Annotated in this window: 22 protein-coding genes; 11 read left to right on the top strand and 11 right to left on the bottom strand. The window is 61.6% G+C overall.

Annotated elements, in window-relative coordinates; genetic code table 11:
- Window positions 1–48: 48 nt before the first annotated feature.
- The 8 genes from LOX95_RS08940 to LOX95_RS08905 all read left to right on the top strand — a co-directional run bounded on the left by LOX95_RS08940 (window position 49) and on the right by LOX95_RS08905 (window position 6,431).
- Window positions 49–450 carry a DUF6249 domain-containing protein gene (locus LOX95_RS08940; protein WP_242914141.1) on the top strand — a complete coding sequence of 134 codons (402 nt, stop codon included), beginning with the start codon at window positions 49–51 and terminating at the stop codon, window positions 448–450.
- Window positions 451–463: 13 nt separating this feature from the next.
- The gene (locus LOX95_RS08935; RefSeq protein WP_242914140.1) at window positions 464–1,033 is read left to right on the top strand and encodes an RNA polymerase sigma factor; all 570 of its coding nucleotides are present in this window, start codon (window positions 464–466) and stop codon (window positions 1,031–1,033) included.
- Window positions 1,026–1,433: a hypothetical protein gene (locus LOX95_RS08930; RefSeq protein ID WP_242914139.1), complete on the top strand. Its 408-nt coding sequence runs from the start codon at window positions 1,026–1,028 to the stop codon at window positions 1,431–1,433. The genes LOX95_RS08935 and LOX95_RS08930 overlap by 8 nt, the downstream gene beginning before the upstream one ends.
- A 146-nt stretch (window positions 1,434–1,579) precedes the next feature.
- Window positions 1,580–2,344 (top strand): tetratricopeptide repeat protein, encoded by a 765-nt coding sequence (locus LOX95_RS08925; protein WP_242914138.1) that lies wholly within the window; start codon window positions 1,580–1,582, stop codon window positions 2,342–2,344.
- Window positions 2,345–2,363: 19 nt separating this feature from the next.
- Complete coding sequence (locus LOX95_RS08920; RefSeq protein ID WP_242914137.1) at window positions 2,364–3,788, top strand: outer membrane protein assembly factor BamB family protein; 1,425 nt, start codon at window positions 2,364–2,366, stop codon at window positions 3,786–3,788.
- Between the two features lie 31 nt (window positions 3,789–3,819).
- Window positions 3,820–5,439 (top strand): ribosome biogenesis GTPase Der, encoded by a 1,620-nt coding sequence (gene der, locus LOX95_RS08915; RefSeq protein WP_242914136.1) that lies wholly within the window; start codon window positions 3,820–3,822, stop codon window positions 5,437–5,439.
- Between the two features lie 105 nt (window positions 5,440–5,544).
- Window positions 5,545–5,892 carry a hypothetical protein gene (locus LOX95_RS08910; protein ID WP_242914135.1) on the top strand — a complete coding sequence of 116 codons (348 nt, stop codon included), beginning with the start codon at window positions 5,545–5,547 and terminating at the stop codon, window positions 5,890–5,892.
- A gap of 74 nt (window positions 5,893–5,966) precedes the next feature.
- Window positions 5,967–6,431: a lysozyme inhibitor LprI family protein gene (locus LOX95_RS08905; protein WP_242914134.1), complete on the top strand. Its 465-nt coding sequence runs from the start codon at window positions 5,967–5,969 to the stop codon at window positions 6,429–6,431.
- A gap of 38 nt (window positions 6,432–6,469) precedes the next feature.
- Here LOX95_RS08905 and LOX95_RS08900 read toward each other — a convergent pair whose 3' ends face one another.
- The 4 genes from LOX95_RS08900 to radA all read right to left on the bottom strand — a co-directional run bounded on the left by LOX95_RS08900 (window position 6,470) and on the right by radA (window position 10,823).
- Entirely contained in the window at window positions 6,470–7,219 is a 750-nt protein-coding gene (locus LOX95_RS08900) for an SDR family NAD(P)-dependent oxidoreductase (RefSeq protein ID WP_242914133.1), read from the bottom strand.
- Between the two features lie 66 nt (window positions 7,220–7,285).
- Window positions 7,286–8,797 (bottom strand): amidophosphoribosyltransferase, encoded by a 1,512-nt coding sequence (purF, locus tag LOX95_RS08895; protein WP_242914132.1) that lies wholly within the window; start codon window positions 8,795–8,797, stop codon window positions 7,286–7,288.
- A gap of 73 nt (window positions 8,798–8,870) precedes the next feature.
- The gene (locus LOX95_RS08890; protein WP_242914131.1) at window positions 8,871–9,416 is read right to left on the bottom strand and encodes a CvpA family protein; all 546 of its coding nucleotides are present in this window, start codon (window positions 9,414–9,416) and stop codon (window positions 8,871–8,873) included.
- 39 nt (window positions 9,417–9,455) lie between these two features.
- Entirely contained in the window at window positions 9,456–10,823 is a 1,368-nt protein-coding gene (radA, locus tag LOX95_RS08885) for a DNA repair protein RadA (RefSeq protein ID WP_242914130.1), read from the bottom strand.
- Window positions 10,824–10,989: 166 nt separating this feature from the next.
- On the opposite strand from radA, the gene LOX95_RS08880 reads away from it, so the two are divergent.
- Together LOX95_RS08880 and LOX95_RS08875 are read left to right on the top strand one after the other, a co-directional pair.
- Entirely contained in the window at window positions 10,990–11,595 is a 606-nt protein-coding gene (locus LOX95_RS08880; protein WP_242914129.1) for a Yip1 family protein, read from the top strand.
- Between the two features lie 63 nt (window positions 11,596–11,658).
- Complete coding sequence (locus tag LOX95_RS08875) at window positions 11,659–12,264, top strand: Yip1 family protein (RefSeq protein ID WP_242914128.1); 606 nt, start codon at window positions 11,659–11,661, stop codon at window positions 12,262–12,264.
- A gap of 3 nt (window positions 12,265–12,267) precedes the next feature.
- On the opposite strand, the gene alr is transcribed toward LOX95_RS08875, so the two are convergent.
- From alr to rpsF, 7 genes are all read right to left on the bottom strand, one after another.
- Entirely contained in the window at window positions 12,268–13,308 is a 1,041-nt protein-coding gene (gene alr, locus LOX95_RS08870) for an alanine racemase (protein ID WP_242914127.1), read from the bottom strand.
- Window positions 13,309–13,369: 61 nt separating this feature from the next.
- Window positions 13,370–14,860 carry a replicative DNA helicase gene (locus LOX95_RS08865; RefSeq protein WP_242914126.1) on the bottom strand — a complete coding sequence of 497 codons (1,491 nt, stop codon included), beginning with the start codon at window positions 14,858–14,860 and terminating at the stop codon, window positions 13,370–13,372.
- A 120-nt stretch (window positions 14,861–14,980) separates the two neighbouring features.
- A complete protein-coding gene (locus LOX95_RS08860) occupies window positions 14,981–15,379 on the bottom strand; it encodes a hypothetical protein (protein ID WP_242914125.1) in 399 nt (132 codons plus the stop codon).
- A 149-nt stretch (window positions 15,380–15,528) separates the two neighbouring features.
- Window positions 15,529–17,970 (bottom strand): TonB-dependent receptor plug domain-containing protein, encoded by a 2,442-nt coding sequence (locus LOX95_RS08855; protein WP_242914124.1) that lies wholly within the window; start codon window positions 17,968–17,970, stop codon window positions 15,529–15,531.
- A 499-nt stretch (window positions 17,971–18,469) separates the two neighbouring features.
- A complete protein-coding gene (gene rplI, locus LOX95_RS08850; RefSeq protein WP_242914123.1) occupies window positions 18,470–19,054 on the bottom strand; it encodes a 50S ribosomal protein L9 in 585 nt (194 codons plus the stop codon).
- A gap of 1 nt (window position 19,055) precedes the next feature.
- Complete coding sequence (gene rpsR, locus LOX95_RS08845) at window positions 19,056–19,331, bottom strand: 30S ribosomal protein S18 (protein ID WP_003167100.1); 276 nt, start codon at window positions 19,329–19,331, stop codon at window positions 19,056–19,058.
- A gap of 11 nt (window positions 19,332–19,342) precedes the next feature.
- Entirely contained in the window at window positions 19,343–19,720 is a 378-nt protein-coding gene (rpsF, locus tag LOX95_RS08840; RefSeq protein WP_242914392.1) for a 30S ribosomal protein S6, read from the bottom strand.
- A 272-nt stretch (window positions 19,721–19,992) separates the two neighbouring features.
- Between rpsF and LOX95_RS08835 the strand changes: the two genes are divergently transcribed.
- On the top strand, window positions 19,993–21,285 hold the full coding sequence (locus LOX95_RS08835; protein ID WP_242914122.1) for an Nramp family divalent metal transporter: 1,293 nt from the start codon (window positions 19,993–19,995) through the stop codon (window positions 21,283–21,285).
- Window positions 21,286–21,313 lie beyond the last annotated feature (28 nt).

Here is a 21,313-nt window from a genome sequence, read left to right as displayed (position 1 = left end):
TAACACCGAGACGCCCCACGACGGGGCGGTAGAAAAAGGATTTTCGCCGTGGACGATCTGGTTGGCATTATCGCGATACTCTCGGTGTTCGGAACGATCAGCGCCATTTGCGTGCTGCCGTCCTATTTCAAGCACCGCAGCCAAAAGGAAATGCAGAAGACGGTTCGCGCCGCCATCTCAGAAGGCCAGTCGCTGCCTGCCGAGCTGATCGAGGTGATGACCCGCGATGTGAAGAAGGGTCTGCCCTCCAAGTCGCGTGACATCCGTCGCGGTGTGCTGTGGATCGCCGCTGGTATCGGTCTGGGCCTGATGGGGCAGTTCACCAACATGAGCCTGTTCGTGGACGATATGCGGACCTTGCCGAACGGCCTGCTGGGTGTGGCTTGCGTACCGTTCGTATTCGGGATTGCTTATCTGATCCTGTCACGCTTCAACAAGATCCAGGACTGAGAAGCCCCGGAACATGACCCGCAAACAGCCTTTATCGGCCCTGCATGATGTCGAGCTGGCGGCCCTCGCGGCCGCTGGCGGGCGGCACGAATTCGGAGAGCTTGTTCGCAGGCACTCCTCCTTCGTGCGCGCCCTGCTGCGCCGGATGGGGGCGCAATACTCGGTCGCAGACGACATCGCGCAGGACGCCTTTATGCGGGCCTATGAGAAGTGCGTTGATTATCGGGGGCAGGGGAGTTTCGGTTCATGGGTCGGGCGGATCGCTGCGCGCCTCTATCTGCGCCAGATCAAGTACGAGGCCCGCTATACCGATATCGAGCCTGTGTCCGACGATGTGTGGCACAGTCTGGAACTGGACCCTATTGGCCGCTTTGATCTCGACAAGGCGCTGAATGCGCTAAGCGAGCCGGAGCGGATGTGCGTCTCACTGTGCCACGGCGCGGGGCTGACGCATGAGGAAATCGGGGAATCGCTGAACCTGCCGCTGGGGACGGTGAAGTCACACGTTAAACGCGGGCTGGAAAAGCTTAGAAGCCGTCTTCGCCCGCAACCGTTTGCTGATACGAGGTTGGACCATGTCTGATCCTGAGTTCGATCCTGCTGTCGAGAGGGCCTATCGCGTGACGCCCGAGTTTGCCGATTCGGCCCTCTTCGATGCCGAAGTTGCCGTTCGACTGGAAAACCGCTGGCGCTGGCGCCGGGCGATTCTAGGCATTTTCGGCGTGATCGGGGCATTCCTGGTCATCAAACAGTTCGTGCGCGTCCAGATGTCCGGCCTGATTGGTGATGGCAGTCTGGGGCGCATCGTCGCGCGTGAAGAGCGTACGGAAGCCTTTGCTATGATCAAACAACTGTCGGCTCAATTGGGTCTGGCGGATGTGTCCGTGGGCGCTCTGAGCGGGCCCTATCTGCTGATCCTGTTTGGGATTGCTTTGACGATTGCGCTGGCTGCGATGGCTACTCAACTGTCGAAATCTCTGTAAGAGCGCCGTTTTCCAGCCTTGATCGACCTTTAATCGCGAAAAAGAAACAGTCTGTGGCACTGCCCTCGTTGCGGGCAGCGCCGGGACACTTTAGGGTCGCGACGAATTTGCCACCCGTGTTTTCAACGGCTTTTGGGGCGACTGTCTTGGTTGATGTCTTCGAACAGGTCGAAGAGGAGCTTCGCTCCGAACGTATTAAGCGCTTTGCACGTGTCTGGCTGCCGATCGGTGCCGGCGTGGGCGCTATTGCGCTAGTGGGTGCCTTGGGCTGGTGGGGCTATCAGTCCTGGCAGACCAATGAGGCCGACAAGGCTTCGGCGGCGTACCAGCGCGGTCTGGAATCGGCTGCTGCCGGTAATCTGGATCAGGCCAACGCTGCATTCGGCGAAGCGGCTGACACCGGCTCGCGTGGTTACAAGGCTCTGGCCCTGATGCAACAGGCGGCTGTAGCCGTTGAGCAAAACAAGACGCAGGGTGCCGTTCGTCTGTTCGACGAAGCCGCCAAGGTTGGCAAGGATCCGATTATTGCCGATGGCGCTGCTCTGAAGGCCGCCTATCTGCTGCTGGATACCGCATCGCTTGACGATATGAAGGCACGCCTTGAGCCGCTGACCGGTGAAAAGCGTCCTTATTCCGTACTGGCGCAGGAAGCTCTGGCCACGGTCCTGCTGATGAATGACCAGGGTGCGGATGCCCGCGCCATGTTCGTCCAGCTGCAGCTGGGCCAGAACGTGCCGGAAACGGTACGCCAGCGCGCCAATGTTGCTGTTCAACTGATCGACTCGGGCACGTCGGGCGCAGTGCGCAAGATTGTCACCGAGGCGAACAAGCTTCCGGCCGCACCTGCGGCTCCGGCAGCCGCTGCGGCTCCGGCCGCTGCTGCACCGGCACAGACTGCCCCAGCCCAGTAATCTTCACGAGAAGTCGCAGATGAATCGTTCGCTGAAAATTGCTTTGATGTGCGGATTGGCCGCGACCGTCGCCTCGTGCGGCACGGTTAAAAAGGTCATCCCGTTCGTCAACAAGGACGACGGCCCCAAGGCGGTCGCTACTCAGGGCGAGCGTATCTCCATCCTTGAGTTCGAACAGCAGCTGACTCCGTCGCCAGCACTGTCGGGCCGCGACTTCTTCATTCCCGGACCTCAGTCGGTCGCCCAATGGGCACAGCCGGGCGGGAACGCTGAGAACGATATGGGCCACGTCATCGCGGCACCGGAGTTTGCCATCGCGTGGAAGCGCAACGTGGGGGCCGACTCCGACCGCATGCGTCAGGTCATGGCACCGCCGGTAGCTGCCGACGGTCGTATTTATGTGCTGGACGGCGAAGCCCAGGTCTTGGCTGTTGATGCCGGCACCGGCGCTATTGTCTGGAAACAAAATCTGGCGGGCGACGAGCGTGACGGCGGTGGTCGCCTTCTGCGCGTCATTCCGACCGGCGGTGGCAAGACCGGCGGCGGCTTCGGCGGCGGCGTGGCCTTTGCTGACGGCAAGGTATTCGTCTCGTCGGGTTACCGTAGCGTGACGGCCCTGAACGCCGCGACCGGCGAGGTTGTGTGGAAACACTCGACCGATCTGCCCATCCACGGTGCACCCACCATCTCCGGTGGCCGTCTCTACGTCGTCGACGTCGACAACCAGCTGATCGCGCTGGATACCGCCACGGGCAACCAGACCTGGACCTATCGCGGCATTACCGAGCCGGCCCGCATCATGCGCGCCTCCAGCCCGGCCATCAGCGGCGACACAGTCATTGCTCCGTTCTCGTCGGGTCAGGTTGTGGCTCTGCGCGCTTCCAACGGTCAGCCGGTATGGGAAGAGGTGCTGTCGCGCACCAGCCGTACCAACGCCCTGTCGGAACTTCGCGATATCGCCGGTCGTCCGGTCATCAGCCGCGGCACCGTCTATGCCGTCAGCCAGTCGGGCATCATGCAAGCCCTCGACATGGTGACCGGCAATGCCAAGTGGGAACTGCCCATCGGTGGCGTGAATGCGCCTCTGCCCGTCGGTGACGTGGTCTATGTGGTGTCCAAAACGGGCGAACTGACGGTGGTCAACCGTGAGTCCGGCCAGATCTACTGGACCCGCGACCTAAACGAAGGTCGTACCCGCACCGAAGGTGGCTGGTTCTTTGGCATGGGTAAGCGTACTGTGCGTCCGACGTGGTCGGGCCCGGTGCTCGCTTCGAACCGTCTGATCCTGGTCAACTCCGAAGGTCAAATGCTGGCTTTCGATCCGAAGACCGGTGCACAGACTGCATCCATCAACCTGGGGGCTCCGGCCTATATCGCGCCTGCCGCTTATAACGGCGCGCTTTATGTAATGACCGACGACGCCCGCCTCATCAGCATCCGCTGACCTTGTTCAAAAATTGCGTTAGAAGGCCGACATGGCTCTGAAGATCGCCATCGTCGGCCGCCCGAATGTGGGCAAGTCGACACTGTTTAATCGTCTCGTAGGCAAGCGCCTCGCGCTTGTCGACGATCGCCCGGGTGTGACCCGTGACCGTCGCTATGCCGACGGCAATATCGGCGACATGGACCTGACCCTGATCGATACGGCGGGCTATGAGGACGTCACCGACGAAACCCTCGAATCCCGTATGCGCGAGCAGACCGAGCTGGCCATCGAGGATGCGGACGTCATCCTGTTCACGATGGACGCCCGCGAGGGCGTGACCGAGCTGGACCGTATCTTTGCGGACCGTCTACGCCGTATCCATAAGCCGACCATCCTGCTGGCCAACAAGTCCGAAAGCCGCGAAAGCGCGGGCGGCATTGGCGAGGCGCACAGCCTCGGCTTTGGCGAGCCGGTGGCCATCTCTGCCGAGCACGGCGAGGGCATGGCCGACCTGTACCAAGCGCTGGTCGTGGCTTCGCAGGACATCTTCATCGAAGAGATCGACGAGCCGGATAAGCCCATCCGCATCGCGGTTATCGGCCGCCCGAACGCGGGCAAGTCCACGCTGATCAACCGCCTGATCGGTGACGACCGTCTGCTGACGGGCCCTGAGGCTGGCATCACGCGCGACTCCATTTCGGTGGACTGGCAGTATGAAGGCCAGAACATCCGCCTGATCGACACTGCCGGTATGCGCCGCAAGGCCCGCGTACAGGAAAAGCTGGAAAAGCTCTCGGTCGCTGACACCATCCGCGCCATCACCTTCGCCGAAGTCGTGCTGATGGTGATGGACAAGGACGACGCCTTCGACACGCAAGACCTCCAGCTGGCCGATCTGGTCGAGCGTGAAGGTCGTTGCCTGGTCTATGTCGCGTCCAAGTGGGACCTCGAAGAGGAACCGCAAAAGCGTCTGGCCGAACTGAAGCAGATGGCTGACAACAAGCTGCCGCAGCTGAAGGGCTCGGAGTTTGTCGCGCTATCGTCGTTCAATGGCCGTGGCATTGATCGCCTGATGCCTGCGGTGCTCAAGGCCTATGAGACGTGGTCGGTGAAGGTCAAAACCAAGGATCTGAACGACTGGCTGTCTATGGCCACCCAAAGGCACCCGCCGCCCGCCGTGGACGGCAAGCGCATCAAGCCGAAGTACATCGCACAGACCAAGGCGCGTCCGCCGACGTTCGTGATGATGTCCAGCCGTGCTGCGTCCATGCCGGACCACTACAAGCGCTATCTGATCAACTCGATCCGCGAGAGCTTTGACCTCAAGGGCACGCCGATCCGTCTGAACGTCAAGACGAGCGGCGATAACCCCTATGCTCAGGGCGGTGCCAAGTCAGGTCCGGAACGCTTCAAGGGCGCTGCGAAAACGGCACCTCGCAAGATCATCAAGGCCGCCGAGCAGGAAGAGAAACTCTCGAACCTGCCGGGTAAGGCTCTGGCTCAGAAGAAGTCTGGCGTTCAGGCCAAGCCTCTGAAGGGTCTGAAGTCGGGCCACAGCAAGAAGTCCGGTACCAGTGCATTCGCCACCAAGGCGGCACGCGGCGGTGCCCGTCAGGTGTCCCGTTCGGGCCGTATCCGTACGGGCCAAAAGGGCGGTGCCAAGCGTTAAGCTTGAGCGCATGACCAGAAGAAAGCAGGGCGATCCGCATGCGGGTCGCCCTTTTCTTATGCCGAGATAATGGGAATAATCTGCTTTTAGACGAGGGGAAGGATTATGAAACTTGCGGCGATATTCATGTTTGTTGCAGGGCAACTGACGCCGGAACAGTCTGCACCAGCGTGCACTGTGCCGCAGGTCCCTGCGGTTGTTCGTGCGCAAAAGCCCGTGCGTCCTGCCCCTCCGTCATGTGTTGATGAGGCGCGAAATCGCCATACCTGCCGACCGGCTGTGATCAATGCGTTCAATCAGCAGATGGAACAATATGAGCGTGATTTCGATCGCTATGTCGGCGACTTGAACGACTACGTTGTGGCCTTGAACCGCTACATGGAGCAAGTCAGCCAATACACCGCCTGTGAGCGCGAGGCGGCAGGCATTGTGGGCGGCTTCATCAGAGGCTGAGCGAGTCCCACATTACTCGCCTTTAAACGCCACCGTTTGAATGACGATGGCGCGGAAATCGATAGGAGAAGGTGATGACGGCAGTTGCGGCTCTTTTCGGAGCGCTATTGGTAGGCTCCGCGCCGGCACAGGATGAATGGGCCGATGTGGATTGCACGAGCCCGGGCTCGACGATCGAACAGAACGTCTGCGCGGGCCGTGAAGTCGAGACGTTGGAACGAGAACTGCGCCGCTACACAGACGCGGCCTACGCGGTGTTACGTGACGAAGAAGACGGCGAGCCGGAAGCCCTGATCGCCGAGATTGCCGAGAGCGAGCGTCTATGGAAAGCGTATGCGGATTCTGCCTGCGGGGCCGTCTACACCCACTGGGTGTCGGGATCGATCCGCAATGTGATGGCCGCGAGTTGCCGGATGGAGCTGATAAAAGAGCGCACCCATTACATATGGCGCGAGTATCTGGTGTCCATGGAAGGAACCGCACAGCTGCCGGAACCGCCACGGTCTGAGTACAAGTTCACCGTTCCCGCGAGCGAATAGAAAAGGCCGCTTCCTTACGGAGGCGGCCCTTTTGCAGATCAGTTGGCCTGTTGGGCCTTCCAGTCAGCAAACTTGATGTAGAGCGGCGGCTCTTTGTCGCCACGTGCCAGATCGACCATTAGGGGGGTGATCTCTTGCGGATGGGCCAGCATCAGCGGGTCTTCGCCGGGGAAGGCTTGGGCGCGCAGGCCCGTGCGCATCCGGCCTGGATCGACGATGGCCACGCGGATCGGCATGGATTCGACTTCATCGGCCCAGCAGCGCATCAGGTTCTCCGCGCCAGCCTTGGTCGCCGCATACGGGCCCCAGAAGGCGCGCGGGGAGGCGGCAACGCTGGTGGTCAGATGGATGACGCGGGCAGCAGCCGATGCCTTCAACAGCGGTTCCAGCGAGCGGATCAGGCGATAGACGCCCGTGAAGTTGACCTTCTCGATCTTGGCAAAACCGCGCGGGTCGGCATGGCTCACAGGCGTCAAGCCTTCTGCGCCCATGGTGGCGGCGGCTTGAACCCAGATGTCCAGCTTGCCGAAGCGCTCGAATAGCGCACCGCCCAAACGGTCGATAGAACCGCCGTCCACGATGTCGAACGGGATGAGGGTGGCGTGTTTGCCGGTGGCGGCAAAGATCTCGTCGTCCAGCTCCTCAAGAGCGCCTTGGGTACGAGCGGCGGCCACGACATGGGCACCTGCTTTGGCCAGCGCCAGTGTGGTTTCGCGGCCAATGCCACGCGAAGCACCAACGACCAGAGCAATACGGTCTGCGAGCGGAAGAGAAGCGGTAACGGACATGCGCCGCTGATAGCGCGGAGCGCCGCTATAAGAAAGGGCCGCCGGATGATCCGACGGCCCTTTTGATCAGGCATTCACGGTTAGAATGGAAACCTTGTTGCCGCGAATGTCGCGACCGCCTTCTTCGGCTTCGCGATCCAGCAGGCGAGTGGGGTAGTCGCCGGTGAAATAGTGGTCGGTAAACTGCGGCTTGGCGTTGTTGCGCGGACCCACGCCGGTCGCTTCATAAAGGCCGTCAATCGACAGGAAGCCCAGCGAGTCGACTTCCAGGATGGCGCGCATCTCTTCCATCGTGTGGGTCGCGGCCATCAGTTGCGAACGCTCGGGCATGTCGATGCCGTAGAAGTCGGGGAACAGGATTTGCGGGCTGGCCGAGCGCAGGTGCACTTCCTTGGCACCGGCAGCGCGGACGGCGCGTACCAGCTTCAGCGAGGTGGTGCCACGAACGATCGAGTCGTCGATCAGGACCACGCGCTTGCCTTCCAGCACAGCCTTGTTAGGGCTGTGCTTCATACGCACGCCCTTTTGGCGCGAGGCCTGCGAGGGCTGGATGAAGGTGCGGCCCAGATAGTGGCTGCGGATGATGCCCATTTCAAACGGGATGCCAGCCTCTTGGGCATAGCCCAGCGCGGCAGGTACGCCGGAGTCAGGCACCGGAACCACGATGTCGGCTTCGATGTCGAACTCGCGGGCCAGACGACGGCCCATTTCCTTGCGGACTTCGTAAACCGAGCGGCCGTTCACGATGGAATCCGGACGGGCGAAGTAGACGTATTCGAACAGGCAGGGGCGGGCACCCTGATCGGCGAACGGCTTGATCGAAGTCAGGCCGTCTTCGTCAATCACGACAACTTCGCCGTGTTCTATGTCACGGATGAAGGTCGCGCCCATGGTGTCCAGCGCGCAGGTTTCCGAGGCCAGAACCCACGCTTCACCCAGTTTGCCCAGAACCAGCGGGCGGATGCCCAGAGGGTCGCGTGCGCCGATCATTTTGAAGCGGGTCTGGGCGACGAGGGCGTAGCCGCCTTCGATACGGCCCAGTGCGTCGATGAAGCGATCGACGATCTTGGCCTTACGGCTGCGGGCGATCAGGTGGAGGATAGCTTCGGAGTCAGAGGTCGACTGGAAGATCGCACCTTCCGACACAAGCTGTGCGTGGATGTGCTTGAAATTCGTAAGGTTACCATTGTGGGCAATGGCGATACCGCCTTGGTCCAAATCGGCGAACATCGGCTGAACGTTGCGGATGAAGCTGCCACCGGCGGTAGAGTAGCGGGTGTGGCCGACAGCGGCAGAACCCGGAAGGCGGGTGGTCAGGTCGGCATTGCCGAAGGCCTCACCCACAAGGCCCATGTGTCGTTCGGTGAAGAAACGCTCGGCGTCCAGAACGCTGGCGATGCCGCAAGCTTCCTGACCACGGTGCTGAAGCGCATGCAGGCCGAGGGCCACAATCGAGGACGCTTCATTTGCAGGAGACCCCCACACGCCACAGACGCCGCACTCGAGACGCAGCTGGTCATCGTCCGGTTCGCGCCAGTGTTCACGGTGAACGACGGGATCGGCGATATGGTGGGGCATCGTGGAACTCCGATGACCGAGGGTTAAGTCGGAATGGCCCGCACCTAGTCCTGACGGGCCTCGAGTTCAAGGCTCATTGTTCGCTTTGGTCGGAAAAGCCTTCGTGTACTGACCTTTTTACAATGGGGGTTAGGGCGTCTGCACCCTTTGCCATCATGGGTAGTACCGTCTGGATCGCAGAGGCGGAGGCCATGCTGACCGGCAGCGATTTCGCCTCGGCAAACCAGAGCGGCGGGTCTTCGGCCACGACGCTCATGAGAATCAGGTGAACAGAACCCACGAAGGCCAAGGCTCTTACGACACCAAGGGCCGCGCCCGCTGTCTGGTCGATGCCGCCCAGCGCGTTACCACGCACGCCCTTCGACAGCGCGCCCGCCGTCCAGCGGATGACGAAGTAGAAGGCGACGAACACAATCCCCACCGCGAGGATCGAACCAGCCCAGTCGGGATCGACAAGGCTGCGTCCAAATGGAGCGGTCCAGGGAAGCGTCAGAAGCGAGATGAGCCCCGCGACAAAGAAGCTGAATAGCGACGTTAGCTCTCGCAGCGCACCGCGAAACCATCCCGCCGCAGCGGAGAGCAAAACTGCCAAAATGACGAAGACGTCGAAGCCGGTCATGTCCTGTGGCTAGCACGGGAAACCGGCATGTCCGAAGCCTTAAAAGCGGTTTTGCGCAATCCGGTCCACGGCCTCGGCCAGACGTTCGACCGTGGTCAGTTTGACGTCGCTCTTCTTGCCCTTGCCCAAAGACGGGGCGAGGGCGCGTTCAAACCCCAGTTTGGCGGCTTCGCGCAGGCGAGCTTCGGCGCGGCCGACAGTTCGTACCTCGCCGGACAGCCCGATTTCGCCAAACACCACGCAGCCCTTAGGTAAAGGCTTGTCCAATGCCGAGGAAATCAGTGCCGTCGCGGCGGCCAGATCGGCGGCGGGCTCGTTGATCCGCATGCCACCAGCAACGTTCAGATAGACGTCCTTATCCCCGAATGTGATGCCGCAGCGGGCTTCCAGAACGGCCAGCAACATGGCGAGACGCCCACTGTCCCAGCCTACAACAGCGCGGCGCGGCGTGCCGTAGGCCGATGGGGCGACCAGAGCCTGAATCTCGACCAACACGGGGCGCGAGCCTTCGATGCCTGCAAACACTGCTGCACCCGGGGCACCTTCCTTGCCTTCGCCAAGGAAGAGGGCCGAAGGATTGGTGACTTCGCGCAGGCCCGTATCGCCCATTTCGAATACGCCGATCTCGTCGGTCGCGCCGAAACGGTTCTTGCCTGCGCGGAGGATACGGAAGGGATAGCCGCGCTCGCCTTCGAAGCTAAGGACGGCATCGACCATGTGCTCGACCACGCGCGGGCCTGCGATCTGGCCGTCTTTGGTCACGTGTCCGACCAGCACAATGGCGGGGCCGTTATCCTTGGCCATGCGAACCAGTTCGGCCGCGCAGGCGCGGACTTGGGTGATCGAACCGGGGCCCGCCTCGTGCACGTCCGACCACAGGGTCTGGATGGAATCGATAATGACGATATCGAACTTGTCGCGTTTCAGCGTTGTCAGGATGTCGCGCAACGACGTCGCCGAAGCCAGCGCCACCGGCGCGTCTGCCACGCCCATACGCTTGGCGCGGGCGCGGATCTGTTCGATGGCCTCCTCGCCCGAGATATAGGCGACGCGGGCTCCGCCCCGGGCGGCTTTGGCGGTCACTTCCAGCAAAAGAGTGGACTTGCCGACGCCCGGATCACCGCCAAGCAGGATGGCCGATGAAGGGACAACGCCGCCGCCGCATACGCGGTCGAACTCGGCCACGCCCGTCTTGATGCGCGGCGGATCAGGCGTGTCCGAAACCAGTGTCTCGAAGGTAATGCCACGTCCGCGGGCGGTGGCGGTCGGCTTCATCGCACCGGGAGGAGCCGCCTTGGATTCCTCCACCAGCGAATTCCATTCCTGACAGGCAGAGCACTGGCCGGACCATTTGGAATGGACGGCACCACAGGATTTGCAAACGAACAGAGACGAGTCACGAGCCATGCGAGAACCTTAGCAGAGCCGTTTCGCAGCGATAGCCAACCCTTCGCGCCCTACGTCCGCGTTTGACGGATGATCACTAACTTGTGGTTGAGAGACGAACATAATTCGTTCGCAATTTGGCAAATCGCCGTAATCATTCTGCCAAACGTATGACTGGAGACGCCAAATGAGCGCACAAAACCCGCCAGCGATTGATCCGAAGCTGGTCGATCGCGTCAAAGGAATCATCCTTCAGCCCAAGCTGGAATGGCCTGTGATTGCGGCAGAGCCGGCAACGGTGAAGGGGTTGTTCACCCGATATGCGATGATCCTCGCAGCTATCGGCCCTGTATGCGGATTTATTGGCGCGGCATTGTTCGGCTTCAATACCGGCATCGTTGGTTCGCTGGTCGTGGCAATCGTGTCCTATGTGCTGAGCCTTGTCGTGGTCTATGTGCTCGGCATTGTTATCGACGCGCTGGCCAGCAGTTTCGGTTCTGAAAAGAACATGCTCCAGTCGATGAAACTGGCGGTCTATGCCTACACACCGGCTTGGGTCGCAGGTGTGCTCGGGCTGGTGCCCATGCTGGCGGGGCTGGCCCTACTGGCGGCAATCTACGGCATCTATCTGATGTATCTCGGGTTCGGCCCGCTGAAGAAGACGCCGGAAGACAAGCTGGTCACCTATACCATCGTCACTGTGCTGGTCGCCTTCGCACTGCAAGTGGTTGTCGGCCTGTTCGCCTGGGCAGCGGCACTGCCGTTCGTTGTCGCTTCGGCCATGGTCTCCTGACGGGCGGCCTATGGGATCGGGGCTTGCGAACAGCCCCGGTCCGACTTGAGTGAGTGTTTTTTAATGTCCGTAACCAGTCCGCGTACCCCCGCCGAAATCTGGACGCGGGCCAGGAATATCGCCCTGAGCCCGACGAAAGAGTGGGGCGTCATATCCGAGGAACAGGCAACCCGACGTTCGATCTGGGTGCCCTATGTTCTGGTGCTGACCGCTCTGGGCCCACTGGCTGTCGTGATCGGGTACGCGGTGGCGGGCTTCAGGACAGTGGAAGGGCCGGTATGGCTGCTTCCAATCTCGATCCTGGTCGGCTGGGCTCTCACCCTGCTTCAGCTGTATTTGCTGGCGTTTGTCATAGAAGAAGCAGCGCAGAAGTTCGGGGGACGACCCGACAGAGTGCAGGCCCTCAAGGTCGCAGCCTATTCGTCCACGCTCGGCTACATCGGTCACGCGGTGGGCGTCATCCCCTATGTCGGCGTAATTTTTATGCTCGTCTGTTCGGTCGCCAGCCTGTACTCGCTGTTTGTCGGCAACTATCGGTTGATGAAGATCCCGCAGGCGCAGCGTGTCATCGCGACCGTCTGCATCCTCGGTGCTGCCTTCTTCCTGACGGTGCTGGTCTTCTACGTGCCGATGGTGCTGATTGGCGTGATCATCAACATTCTGACCTGACGGTCAGCCGACGTAGAGGCGCGGCACGCGCGGGGTGATCGAAGTCAGCAGCTCATAGCTGATGGTGCCAGCCGCTGTTGCGGCTTCATCGATATTGCGGTTGGTACCGAAGATTTCGACGCTGTCGCCCGCCTTCACGTCCAGACCTGTTACGTCCACGGCCAGAACGTCCATGGACACGCGTCCAATGATCGGGCGCAGGCCGCCGTTGATCCAGACCTGACCTTTGGGCGAATAGGAGCGCAGCACGCCGTCGGCGTAGCCTGCGCCGCAGGTGGCAACCGTAACGGGCGTTTCGACCTTGAAGCCTTGGGAATAGCCGACCGTTTCGCCAACGGGCACATCGCGTACCTGCATGACCTGAGCGGTCAGCGTGGCAACGGGCGCGATCTTGTCATGCGGTTTGCCCTCGGGGCCACCGCCGTAGAGGCAGATGCCCGGACGCACGACGTCAAAGCCGAAATCCTCACCGAGGAAGCAGCCGCCTGAGTTGGCAAAGCTGCGGGTGACGCCCGGATACTTCTGGCTAACCGCATCAAAGGCGTCGCGCTGTTGGCGGTTCAAAGGATTGGACGGCTCATCGGCGCAGGCGAGGTGGGTCATCACCAGTTCGAGACCCTCGAACGGTTCAGGGGCGTTCTCGACGCGATAGCCGAGGCGGTTCATGGCCGTGTCGATCTGAAGACCGCACGCGCCGCCGCCGGAAGACAGCCAGTTCTCGACCTGCACCGGCTGGTTGAGCACCGGGCGAAGGTTGGCCGCCCGGATCAGGCCGACGTTTTCCCCATGGGCACCGTCCAGCACATAGATGGTTGGCTCTGCACCCAGCGCATCACGCAGGATCACGCCCTCGGCGGCCCGTGCGACAAAGAAGGTTCGCGCGCCCTCAGCCATCAATCGCTTGGCCACCGCTATCGCGCCGAGGCCATAGCCGTCGGCCTTCACGACCGGATTCACCGGACGACCGGTCAGGGCTTCCAGCGTGTGATAGTTGCGGGCCAAAGCGCCCAGATCAACGGTTAGGGTGGCAGGCAGGGAGGACATGGGGCGAATGTTTACGCCCCCATATCCATGACTTCCAGCCCGTAAAGGGCAGGAAATGCCCTTATTCCGGAATATCGGCGAACGAGCCGCCGTAGCGGCCGTCGTGGGCAAGGTTGCCGAAGCGGGTAGTGTTCGCGTCGAACGCCAGCTTCACGATACCAATGGGGCCGTGACGCTGCTTGCCGATGACGACTTCGGCCTGATGCTGCAGGCGGTCCATGTCTTCCTGCCACTTCAGGTGTTCTTCAGTGCCTTCACGAGGCTCCGCACGGCCGAGGTAGTAGCTTTCGCGGTACACGAACATCACGCAGTCGGCGTCCTGCTCAATCGAGCCCGATTCACGAAGGTCGGACAATTGCGGGCGTTTGTCTTCGCGCTGTTCGACCTGACGAGAGAGCTGCGACAGGGCGATGATCGGAACGTTTAGTTCCTTGGCCAGTGCCTTCAGGCCGCCGGTGATTTCGGAGACTTCCTGCACGCGGTTCTTGCCGCTGCCTTCGCCGACGGTGACCAGCTGAAGGTAGTCGACCACGATGAGGTCGAGGCCATGTTCCATACGGGCAAGGCGTCTAGCGCGCGCGGCCAGTTTGGAAATGGAGATACCACCGGTGGCGTCGATGTAGAGCGGGCTTTCGCCGATTTCGATGGCGGCTTCGCGCAGCTTGCCAAAGTCGCTGGCGTCGATCTCGCCCTTACGCAGCTTGTCCGAAGACACGCCCGAGGCATCGGCCAGAATACGCATCGCCAACTGTTCGGCGCTCATTTCCAGCGAGTAGAAGGCCACGACGCCGCCATCGACGGTTTTGCGGCCACCGTCCGGGGTCGGCTCCCACTTGTAGTTACGGGCGACGTTGAAGGCGATGTTGGTCGCCAGCGCTGTTTTACCCATCGACGGACGACCTGCGAGGATCAGCAAGTCGGACGGGTGCAAGCCACCGAGCTTCTGGTCGAGGTCATCGAGGCGAGTGGCCAGACCAGCCAGCTTGCCTTCGCGTTGATAGGCTTCGCCCGCCATCTCCACTGCACCCGCGAGGGCGTGAGAGAAGGAGACGAAGCCCGACGACGGCTTGCCCGTTTCGGCCAGCGAATAGAGGGTCTGTTCGGCCTGTTCGATCTGGTCTTCGGCAGGGCGCTCGGGATCGGGGGCTTCCTTGGCGATCTGGCCACCGATGCGGATCAGTTCGCGGCGCAGGGCCAGATCATAGATGACGCGGGCATAGTCCGGCGCATTAGCCGCGGGCGGAGCACGATCCACCAGATCGGCGAGGTAGCGCAGGCCGCCGAACTCGGCGAAGGCCGGATCCTGCTTGAAACGTTCCATCAGGATGGTCGGCTCGGCCAGCAGGCCCTGACGGATGTGCTCTTCGATGGCCTTGTACAGGCGCTGGTGGAAGGGTTCGTAGAAGTGGATATCGCGCAGGCGATCGCTGAGGCGTTCGAACACCCCGTTGTCGAACATCAGCGCCCCCAGAAGCGCCTGCTCGGCTTCCAGGTTGTGAGGCATGGCGGTGACGGAAACAGAGGTGTCGGGAGCCGAAGCGAGGTAATTCATGAGGCCAGTCAAACAGAGGAAGCCGACCCATGGACAGGGCCGGCTCCTATAAACCTTGGACCGTCCACAACGGCTGTTGTCCACAGCCTGTTAAGAACGGGGATAGCGTGGAGGGGTGGCTTAGCCGCGGCAGGGGTAACGTTCAACCATCCAATCGCGGATGGCTTGGGTTACCGTCACATTTCTGCGTCCGGCAGGCATGGCTTCGAAGCGCGCCACCAGAGTTTCCGGGGTGATGCCCGTGCCGGTGGAAGGGATGCAGTGGTTGGGGCGTCGACCTGCGCGCTCGGCGGCGGCTTGCTCGGCCTTGATCTGGTTCACGGCACCGGTCGCTACACGCACCAGACGACGCGTGTCGGAGCGCAGCATCGCGGCGGCGCGATTGCGAGGGATGTCACGCCCGTCCTCGAGGAACTGGGCCACGGTCATCTGCGACTGGGCCAGCGCGGGCAGGCTGGAGCAAACAACTGCCAGAGCGGCAGAAAGGCCGAGGGCCTTCACAGCGATGCGGTGGGTCATGCGGCGGGAATGCTCCGATGAGGGTCTGGATGCAAGACGCGTATATAAGATGCTGCTTGGACTAAGGTCCACTGCCTGAACGGTTGCTGAATATGAAAAAGGGCGTCCCCGCAGGAACGCCCTTTCATTAGTTTAGCCGTTACTGTGACTTACCACTTCAGGCTCAAACGGCCGTAAACGTAGCGGCCGTTGAAGCCATAGGGCGAGAAGTTCGAGAACGGGAAAGCACCCGTCGTGTTGTTCTCGCGCAGGCTTTGACGCGGGTACTGGTCCAGAATGTTGTCAGCACCCACCGACAGGGTAACATTGTCGGTGAAGCGATAGCGGGCTTCGACGTCCGCGATCAGGGCATTGCCCAGTTCCAGATCGGTCGCCTCGGTGGCACCTGCGGCCAATACGTCACCATAGCCGGTCAGGCGGAAGGTGCCGCCCAGCTTCTGGGCTTCCCAGTCGGTCTGGAAGACGACCTTCCACGGCGGCGTACCTTCTTCAAAGCGGGCCACGGCCTGACGTCCGAACAGCGAGGTCGGGGTCGGCAGGACGCCACTCTCGGTTACCGGTGTCTTGGTGACCTTGAAGTCGTTGACGTTACCGGCCAGCGTGAAGTCGAGGCGGTTGCCCGCTGCGGTCTCGGAACGGTAGCGCGCGACAACATCCAGACCCGTGGTCTCGGTATCCACGCCGTTGATGAAGAAGCGGGCTGCGGATGCACCGTAAGGAGCCAACAGGTCGAAGATGGTGCGGGCATTGGTGCCGGGCGCTGCCGTGGCCGTGCCAGTCAGGGTTTCCGACAGGATGATGCGGTCGCTGATGTCGATACGATAGGCATCTGCCGTCAACTCGAACGGACCCGAGCGGGCGACAAAGCCCAGCGAATAGTTCACCGACTCCTCGGCCTGAAGTGGCGATCCGCCCAGCGCCTCGCCCACTTCGCTCACGGACGGATAGGTGCCCGTCTCATAGGCGATGTTGTTGATGTAGAGGATCGAGGTCTGGGTGTAATACTGCTGTTGCAGGCTGGGCGCGCGGAAGCCGGTCGAGACCGCGCCACGGATGGCGAAGTTCGGATTGAAGTCATAGCGAGCAGCCAGCTTGCCCGAGACGTTGTCGCCAAAGTCCGAATAGTTTTCGTAGCGGACTGCGCCCGACAGGGTCAGGCCCTCGGTCACTTCGCCTTCCAGATCGAGATAGACGCCGACGTTACTGCGGTCCTCGTCGACCTCGTTGCTCGGGGTAAAGCCGGTGAAACCGCGCGAGCCGAAGGTGAGGGTGTTGCCTCCTGCGACCAGTACCGGACCGCGCGCGTAGGAAGCCTCTTCGCCCGCGCCGATCTTGTAGTTCTCGCGGCGAGCCTCGAGGCCGACAGCGACGTTCAGCGGGCCGTGCCAGCCAAGGTCGTATTCGCGGCTGGCGTCCACGCCGAGGACCAGTTGGCTGTATTCCAGCGAACCGGCGTAAAACTCGGTCGGGCCGCTCAGGCCATAGGTCGGGTTCATGGTGTTCTCGGCACCGAACTCGATCTTGTTGGAGCCGTAGCCCAGATTGATGTCCAGACCCCATTCGCCCACGTTGCCGCGGATACCGCCCGCAGCCGTCCAGTCGGTCGTCTCGGTCAGGATAAGGGGCAGGTAGCCGTCCGGATATTTACGGCCGTTACCATAGTCGGGGTTTTGGGTCGCGTCGGTCGGGGTGCGGTAGAAAGCGGCTGCCGAAGCATCGCGCTTCTGATAGCCGGCCCAGCCATAGGCTTCCCAACCTTGGGACAGCGGGATGCCCGCATTAAGATAAACCGACAGATCTTCGGCCTGCGCGTCGCCCTGACCGCCGGTGATACGGCCCAGGGTTGGGTTGATGTCCGAGCGGTTGGTGCGGTCGCGGTCACGATACTCGACCGACGCGGTCAGGAAGCCCTCGTCGCCGAGAGCAAAACCTTGCCATCCCGAAACGGTCAGGGTGTCGCCATCGCGGATCTTGTCGTCGCGACCATAGAAGCCGGTGAAGTCGGTGATGTACTGGCCATAGGTGAGAGTGGCTCCACCACCTTCGCGGGCTTCGCGAAGGCGCAGGTTGAGCACGCCAGCAATCGCGTCAGACCCGTATTGGGCGGCCGCGCCGTCGCGCAGCACTTCAATGCGATCAACCGCCGAGGATGGAATGGCATTCAGGTCCACAGCGGACGAACCACGGCCAACCGAGCCGTTCAGGTTCACCAGCGCCGTCTGGTGGCGGCGCACGCCGTTGACCAGCACCAGCGTCTGGTCAGGCCCCTGACCGCGCAGGGTGGCCGGGCGGATGGAGTCGGTACCATCGGTGGCCGACGGGCGCGGGAAGTTCAGGGCCGGAACGGTCGCGGCCAGCTGGGTGGCCAGTTCGGTCGAGCCGCGTTGCTCAAGGGTCTCGGCGGTAACCACATCGACCGGTGCGACGGTGTCGAGGCGCGAGCGGTTGGCGACGCGGGTACCGGTGACGACGATATCGTCCACACTGGTGGCGTCCTGGGCCTCCTGTGCGCTGGCGGCACCGGCGATCAGCAGCACGGAGGCGGAAGCCGCAGCAAACAGGGACGAGCGATAGGCGAATTCACGGATCATCTTGAAATCAGGCTTTCTGGTGTGGCCCGTCCGGAGGAGGGACGCGCCGTCATCCGCGGCAGGCGCGGACAGGTCAGGTTTCAGCTGGGTTATGAAAAGGCGTCAGGCCGGCTTGCGGCCGAGACAACTCGGGATCCGCCACTCCGGATCGTGACCGTGTTTCGGCATCTCATATCTCCCCACGTAGTAGCCCCCGTCGGACGGAGCCTGCCTGAGAGGGAGGAAGCATGCGTCGGCGGAAAGGGCACATGGAGAAGGTGCCTTTTGGCACCGCCCCCACAGACTGAACCGCAGCACCCTGCGGCGCTTCATTTCAAAGCGATATCGAGATTATCTGAATTAACGTGAAGAGAAACTAAATTCTAATTTAGAGGATAATATGCGTCGCAAATGGACGATCTTACCGCCACGCTTGGTTTGGACTAAAGAAAAAGGGCACCACCCGAAGGTGATGCCCTGATCCTTGATCGCTTGGTCAGCGAAGGACGGTTTGGAAGCTTTAGGCTTCTTCGCCGAAGCCTTCTTGCTGGCCAGCGCCGCCTTCGATGAGCTCTTGAGCAGCTTCTTCAGCCGCTGCACGCTCGTCGTCGAACTGAGCGCGGATGACATCCTCGCCCTTCGCTTGACGCTCGGCTTCATCAGCCGAACGAGCGATGTTCATCTTGACGGTGGCCGACACTTCAGCGTGCAGGCGAACCAGCACTTCGTGAACGCCCAGGGTCTTGATGGCGGTGTTCAGAACAACCTGCGAACGGGTCACGTTGCCGCCTTCAGCCTTGATGGCTTCAGCGACGTCGCGGCCTGCAACCGAACCGTACAGTTGGCCGGTTTCGCCAGCCTGACGGATCATGATGTAGGTTTGACCGTCGATCTTGTCGGCGATGACCTGAGCGTCAGCCTTGTTCTTGTCGTTACGGGCAACGATAGCTGCACGTTCGATTTCGAAGGTCTTCAGGTTGGCTTCGGTAGCGCGGCGAGCCTTGTCGCGCGGAAGCAGGTAGTTACGAGCGAAGCCGTCCTTAACGGTGACGACGTCGCCGATGGCGCCGAGGTTCTCGACGCGTTCCAGCAGAACGACCTTCATCTTACTTCACCACGTACGGCAGCAGAGCCAGGTAGCGAGCGCGCTTGATGGCCTTGGCCAGTTCGCGTTGCTTCTTGGCGGAAACGGCGGTGATGCGCGAAGGCACGATCTTGCCGCGTTCGGAAACGTAACGCTGCAGCAGCTTCACGTCCTTGTAGTCGATCTTCGGCGCGTTGGCACCCGAGAACGGGCAGACCTTACGACGACGGTAGAACGGACGACGGGCCGGGCCGGAGCCAGCCGGAGCGCCCGGGATCGGAGCGGTGGTATCGGTCATCAATACGGTCCTTATTCCGAAGCCGCAGCGTCTTCGCTGCGGTTGCTGCTGCGATCGCGTTCGCGTTCACGGCGTGCCAGCAGCGGCGACAGCTCGAGGTCGAGCTCTTCGACGCGGATGGTCAGCCAACGCAGCACGTCTTCGTTGATCGACAGTTGGCGCTCAACTTCGGCCATAGCGGCCGGCGGTGCGTCAACGGCGAGCAGGGAATAGTGAGCCTTGCGGTTCTTCTTCACGCGGTAGGTAAGGTTGCGCAGACCCCAGTACTCGATCTTGGCGACAGAGCCGCCTTGTTCTTCGATCAGAGCCTTGATGGTGTCGTTCAGCGCTTCGGCCTGTTGCGCCGAGATATCTTGGCGCGTCATGACCGTGTGCTCGTAAAGAGCCATGCGGTATTCTCCCTTGGTGGACATCGGCGCAGGCGAACCGGGTAGTTCGTCTACGATGGCTCCTGATGTGGCGGACGGGAGTTTCCCGACACCTTGACGATCCACAGCAGGACCGAAGCCCTGGAAAGGGGCGGCCTATACGGGAAAAACGCTGAAAGGGCAAGGGACGGGGCTTTTGCGGACGGGTGTACGGTCAGTGCATCCATAATACCGAACTTGGTGTTGAGTACGAACAGCGCAAACATGGCCGCAGTTTCGGAGCGGGAGGCTCAATGTCCGACATCAATCCCAACGCTGGGTTAGTGCCCAAGAACAAATGGTCCTTGATCGGGCCAGGCATTGTTGTGGCAGCAACGGGCGTGGGTGCGGGGGACCTTGTCGCCACCCTGATCGCAGGTTCCAAGTTCGGCTATGCGCTGCTTTGGGCCGCGATCATCGGCACCATCCTGAAGATCGCGCTGGCCGAGGCGGTCGGGCGTTGGACGCTGGCGGGCGAGCGCACTATTTTTCAGGGCTGGTCCAGCCTCGGGAAGGGCTTCTTCGGTTCACCGATCAACTGGGCGGGGGCGTATTTCGGCATCTATGTCGTGATCTGGGGCTTTGTTTACGGCGCGGCGGCCATGACGTCCTCGGCTCTGCCCTTGGCCGCGCTGTTTCCTGTGCTGGATATCAAAGTCTGGGGCATCCTTAGTGGCATCGCGGGCCTGGCCTTTGTCTGGTTCGGCGGATACGGCCTGTTCGAGAAGGTGATGACCTTCTCGGTAGGGGTGATGTTCGTCACCGTAATCGGGTTGGCCATTATCGTGGCACCTGACATTCCAAACCTGCTTACCGGCCTTTGGCCGAGCCTGCCGGAAGGCTCGGTCTTCTATACGCTGGGTCTGATCGGCGGTGTGGGCGGCACGATCACTATGGCCGCCTATGGCTATTGGCTGAACGCCAAGGGCTGGAGCGGTCCGTCGTGGATGAAGGTCATGCGACTGGATAATCAGGTCGCCTATGTCGTGACCGGCGTCTTCGTCGTGGCCATGCTGATCGTCGGGGCCGAGTTGCTCTATAGTGCGGGCATTGCGCTTCAGGGTGGCGATCGTGGGTTGCTGGATCTTGGCGAAGTGCTGCGCCAGCGGTTCGGTCAGCCCGTCGCCATTGTGTTCCTGATCGGCTTCTGGGCCACCAGCTTCTCATCTTTGCTGGGTGTCTGGCAGGGGGTGAGCCTGATGTTTGCCGACTTTATCGCCCACGTGCGCGGCAAGAGCGATGATCCCCACGCTCGCGGCGACAAGTCCACCGCTTTCCGCCTGTTTGCCCTGTGGCTGACGTTCCCGCCGATCATGCTGCTGTTTATGGACAATCCGTTCGGCCTCATCGTTGCCTATGGCGTGCTGGGCAGCCTGTTCATGCCGTTCCTCGCGGGGACACTGCTGTGGCTGCTGAACTCGTCGCGGGTTCCGCCCGAGTGGCGCAGTCAATGGCTGTCGAACCTGATGCTGGCGGCAGCGACCATATTGTTCGGCGTGTTGGCTGTGCGCGAGATCATTACCCAGATCGGCAAGCTGATCGCATGATGCCTTTCTCTTGCCGCGAGGTCAGGTT

The organism is Brevundimonas pishanensis (assembly GCF_022750635.1).
GTDB classification, from domain to species: Bacteria; Pseudomonadota; Alphaproteobacteria; order Caulobacterales; family Caulobacteraceae; genus Brevundimonas; species Brevundimonas pishanensis.
This window is presented reverse-complemented; position numbering and strand designations above follow the sequence as displayed.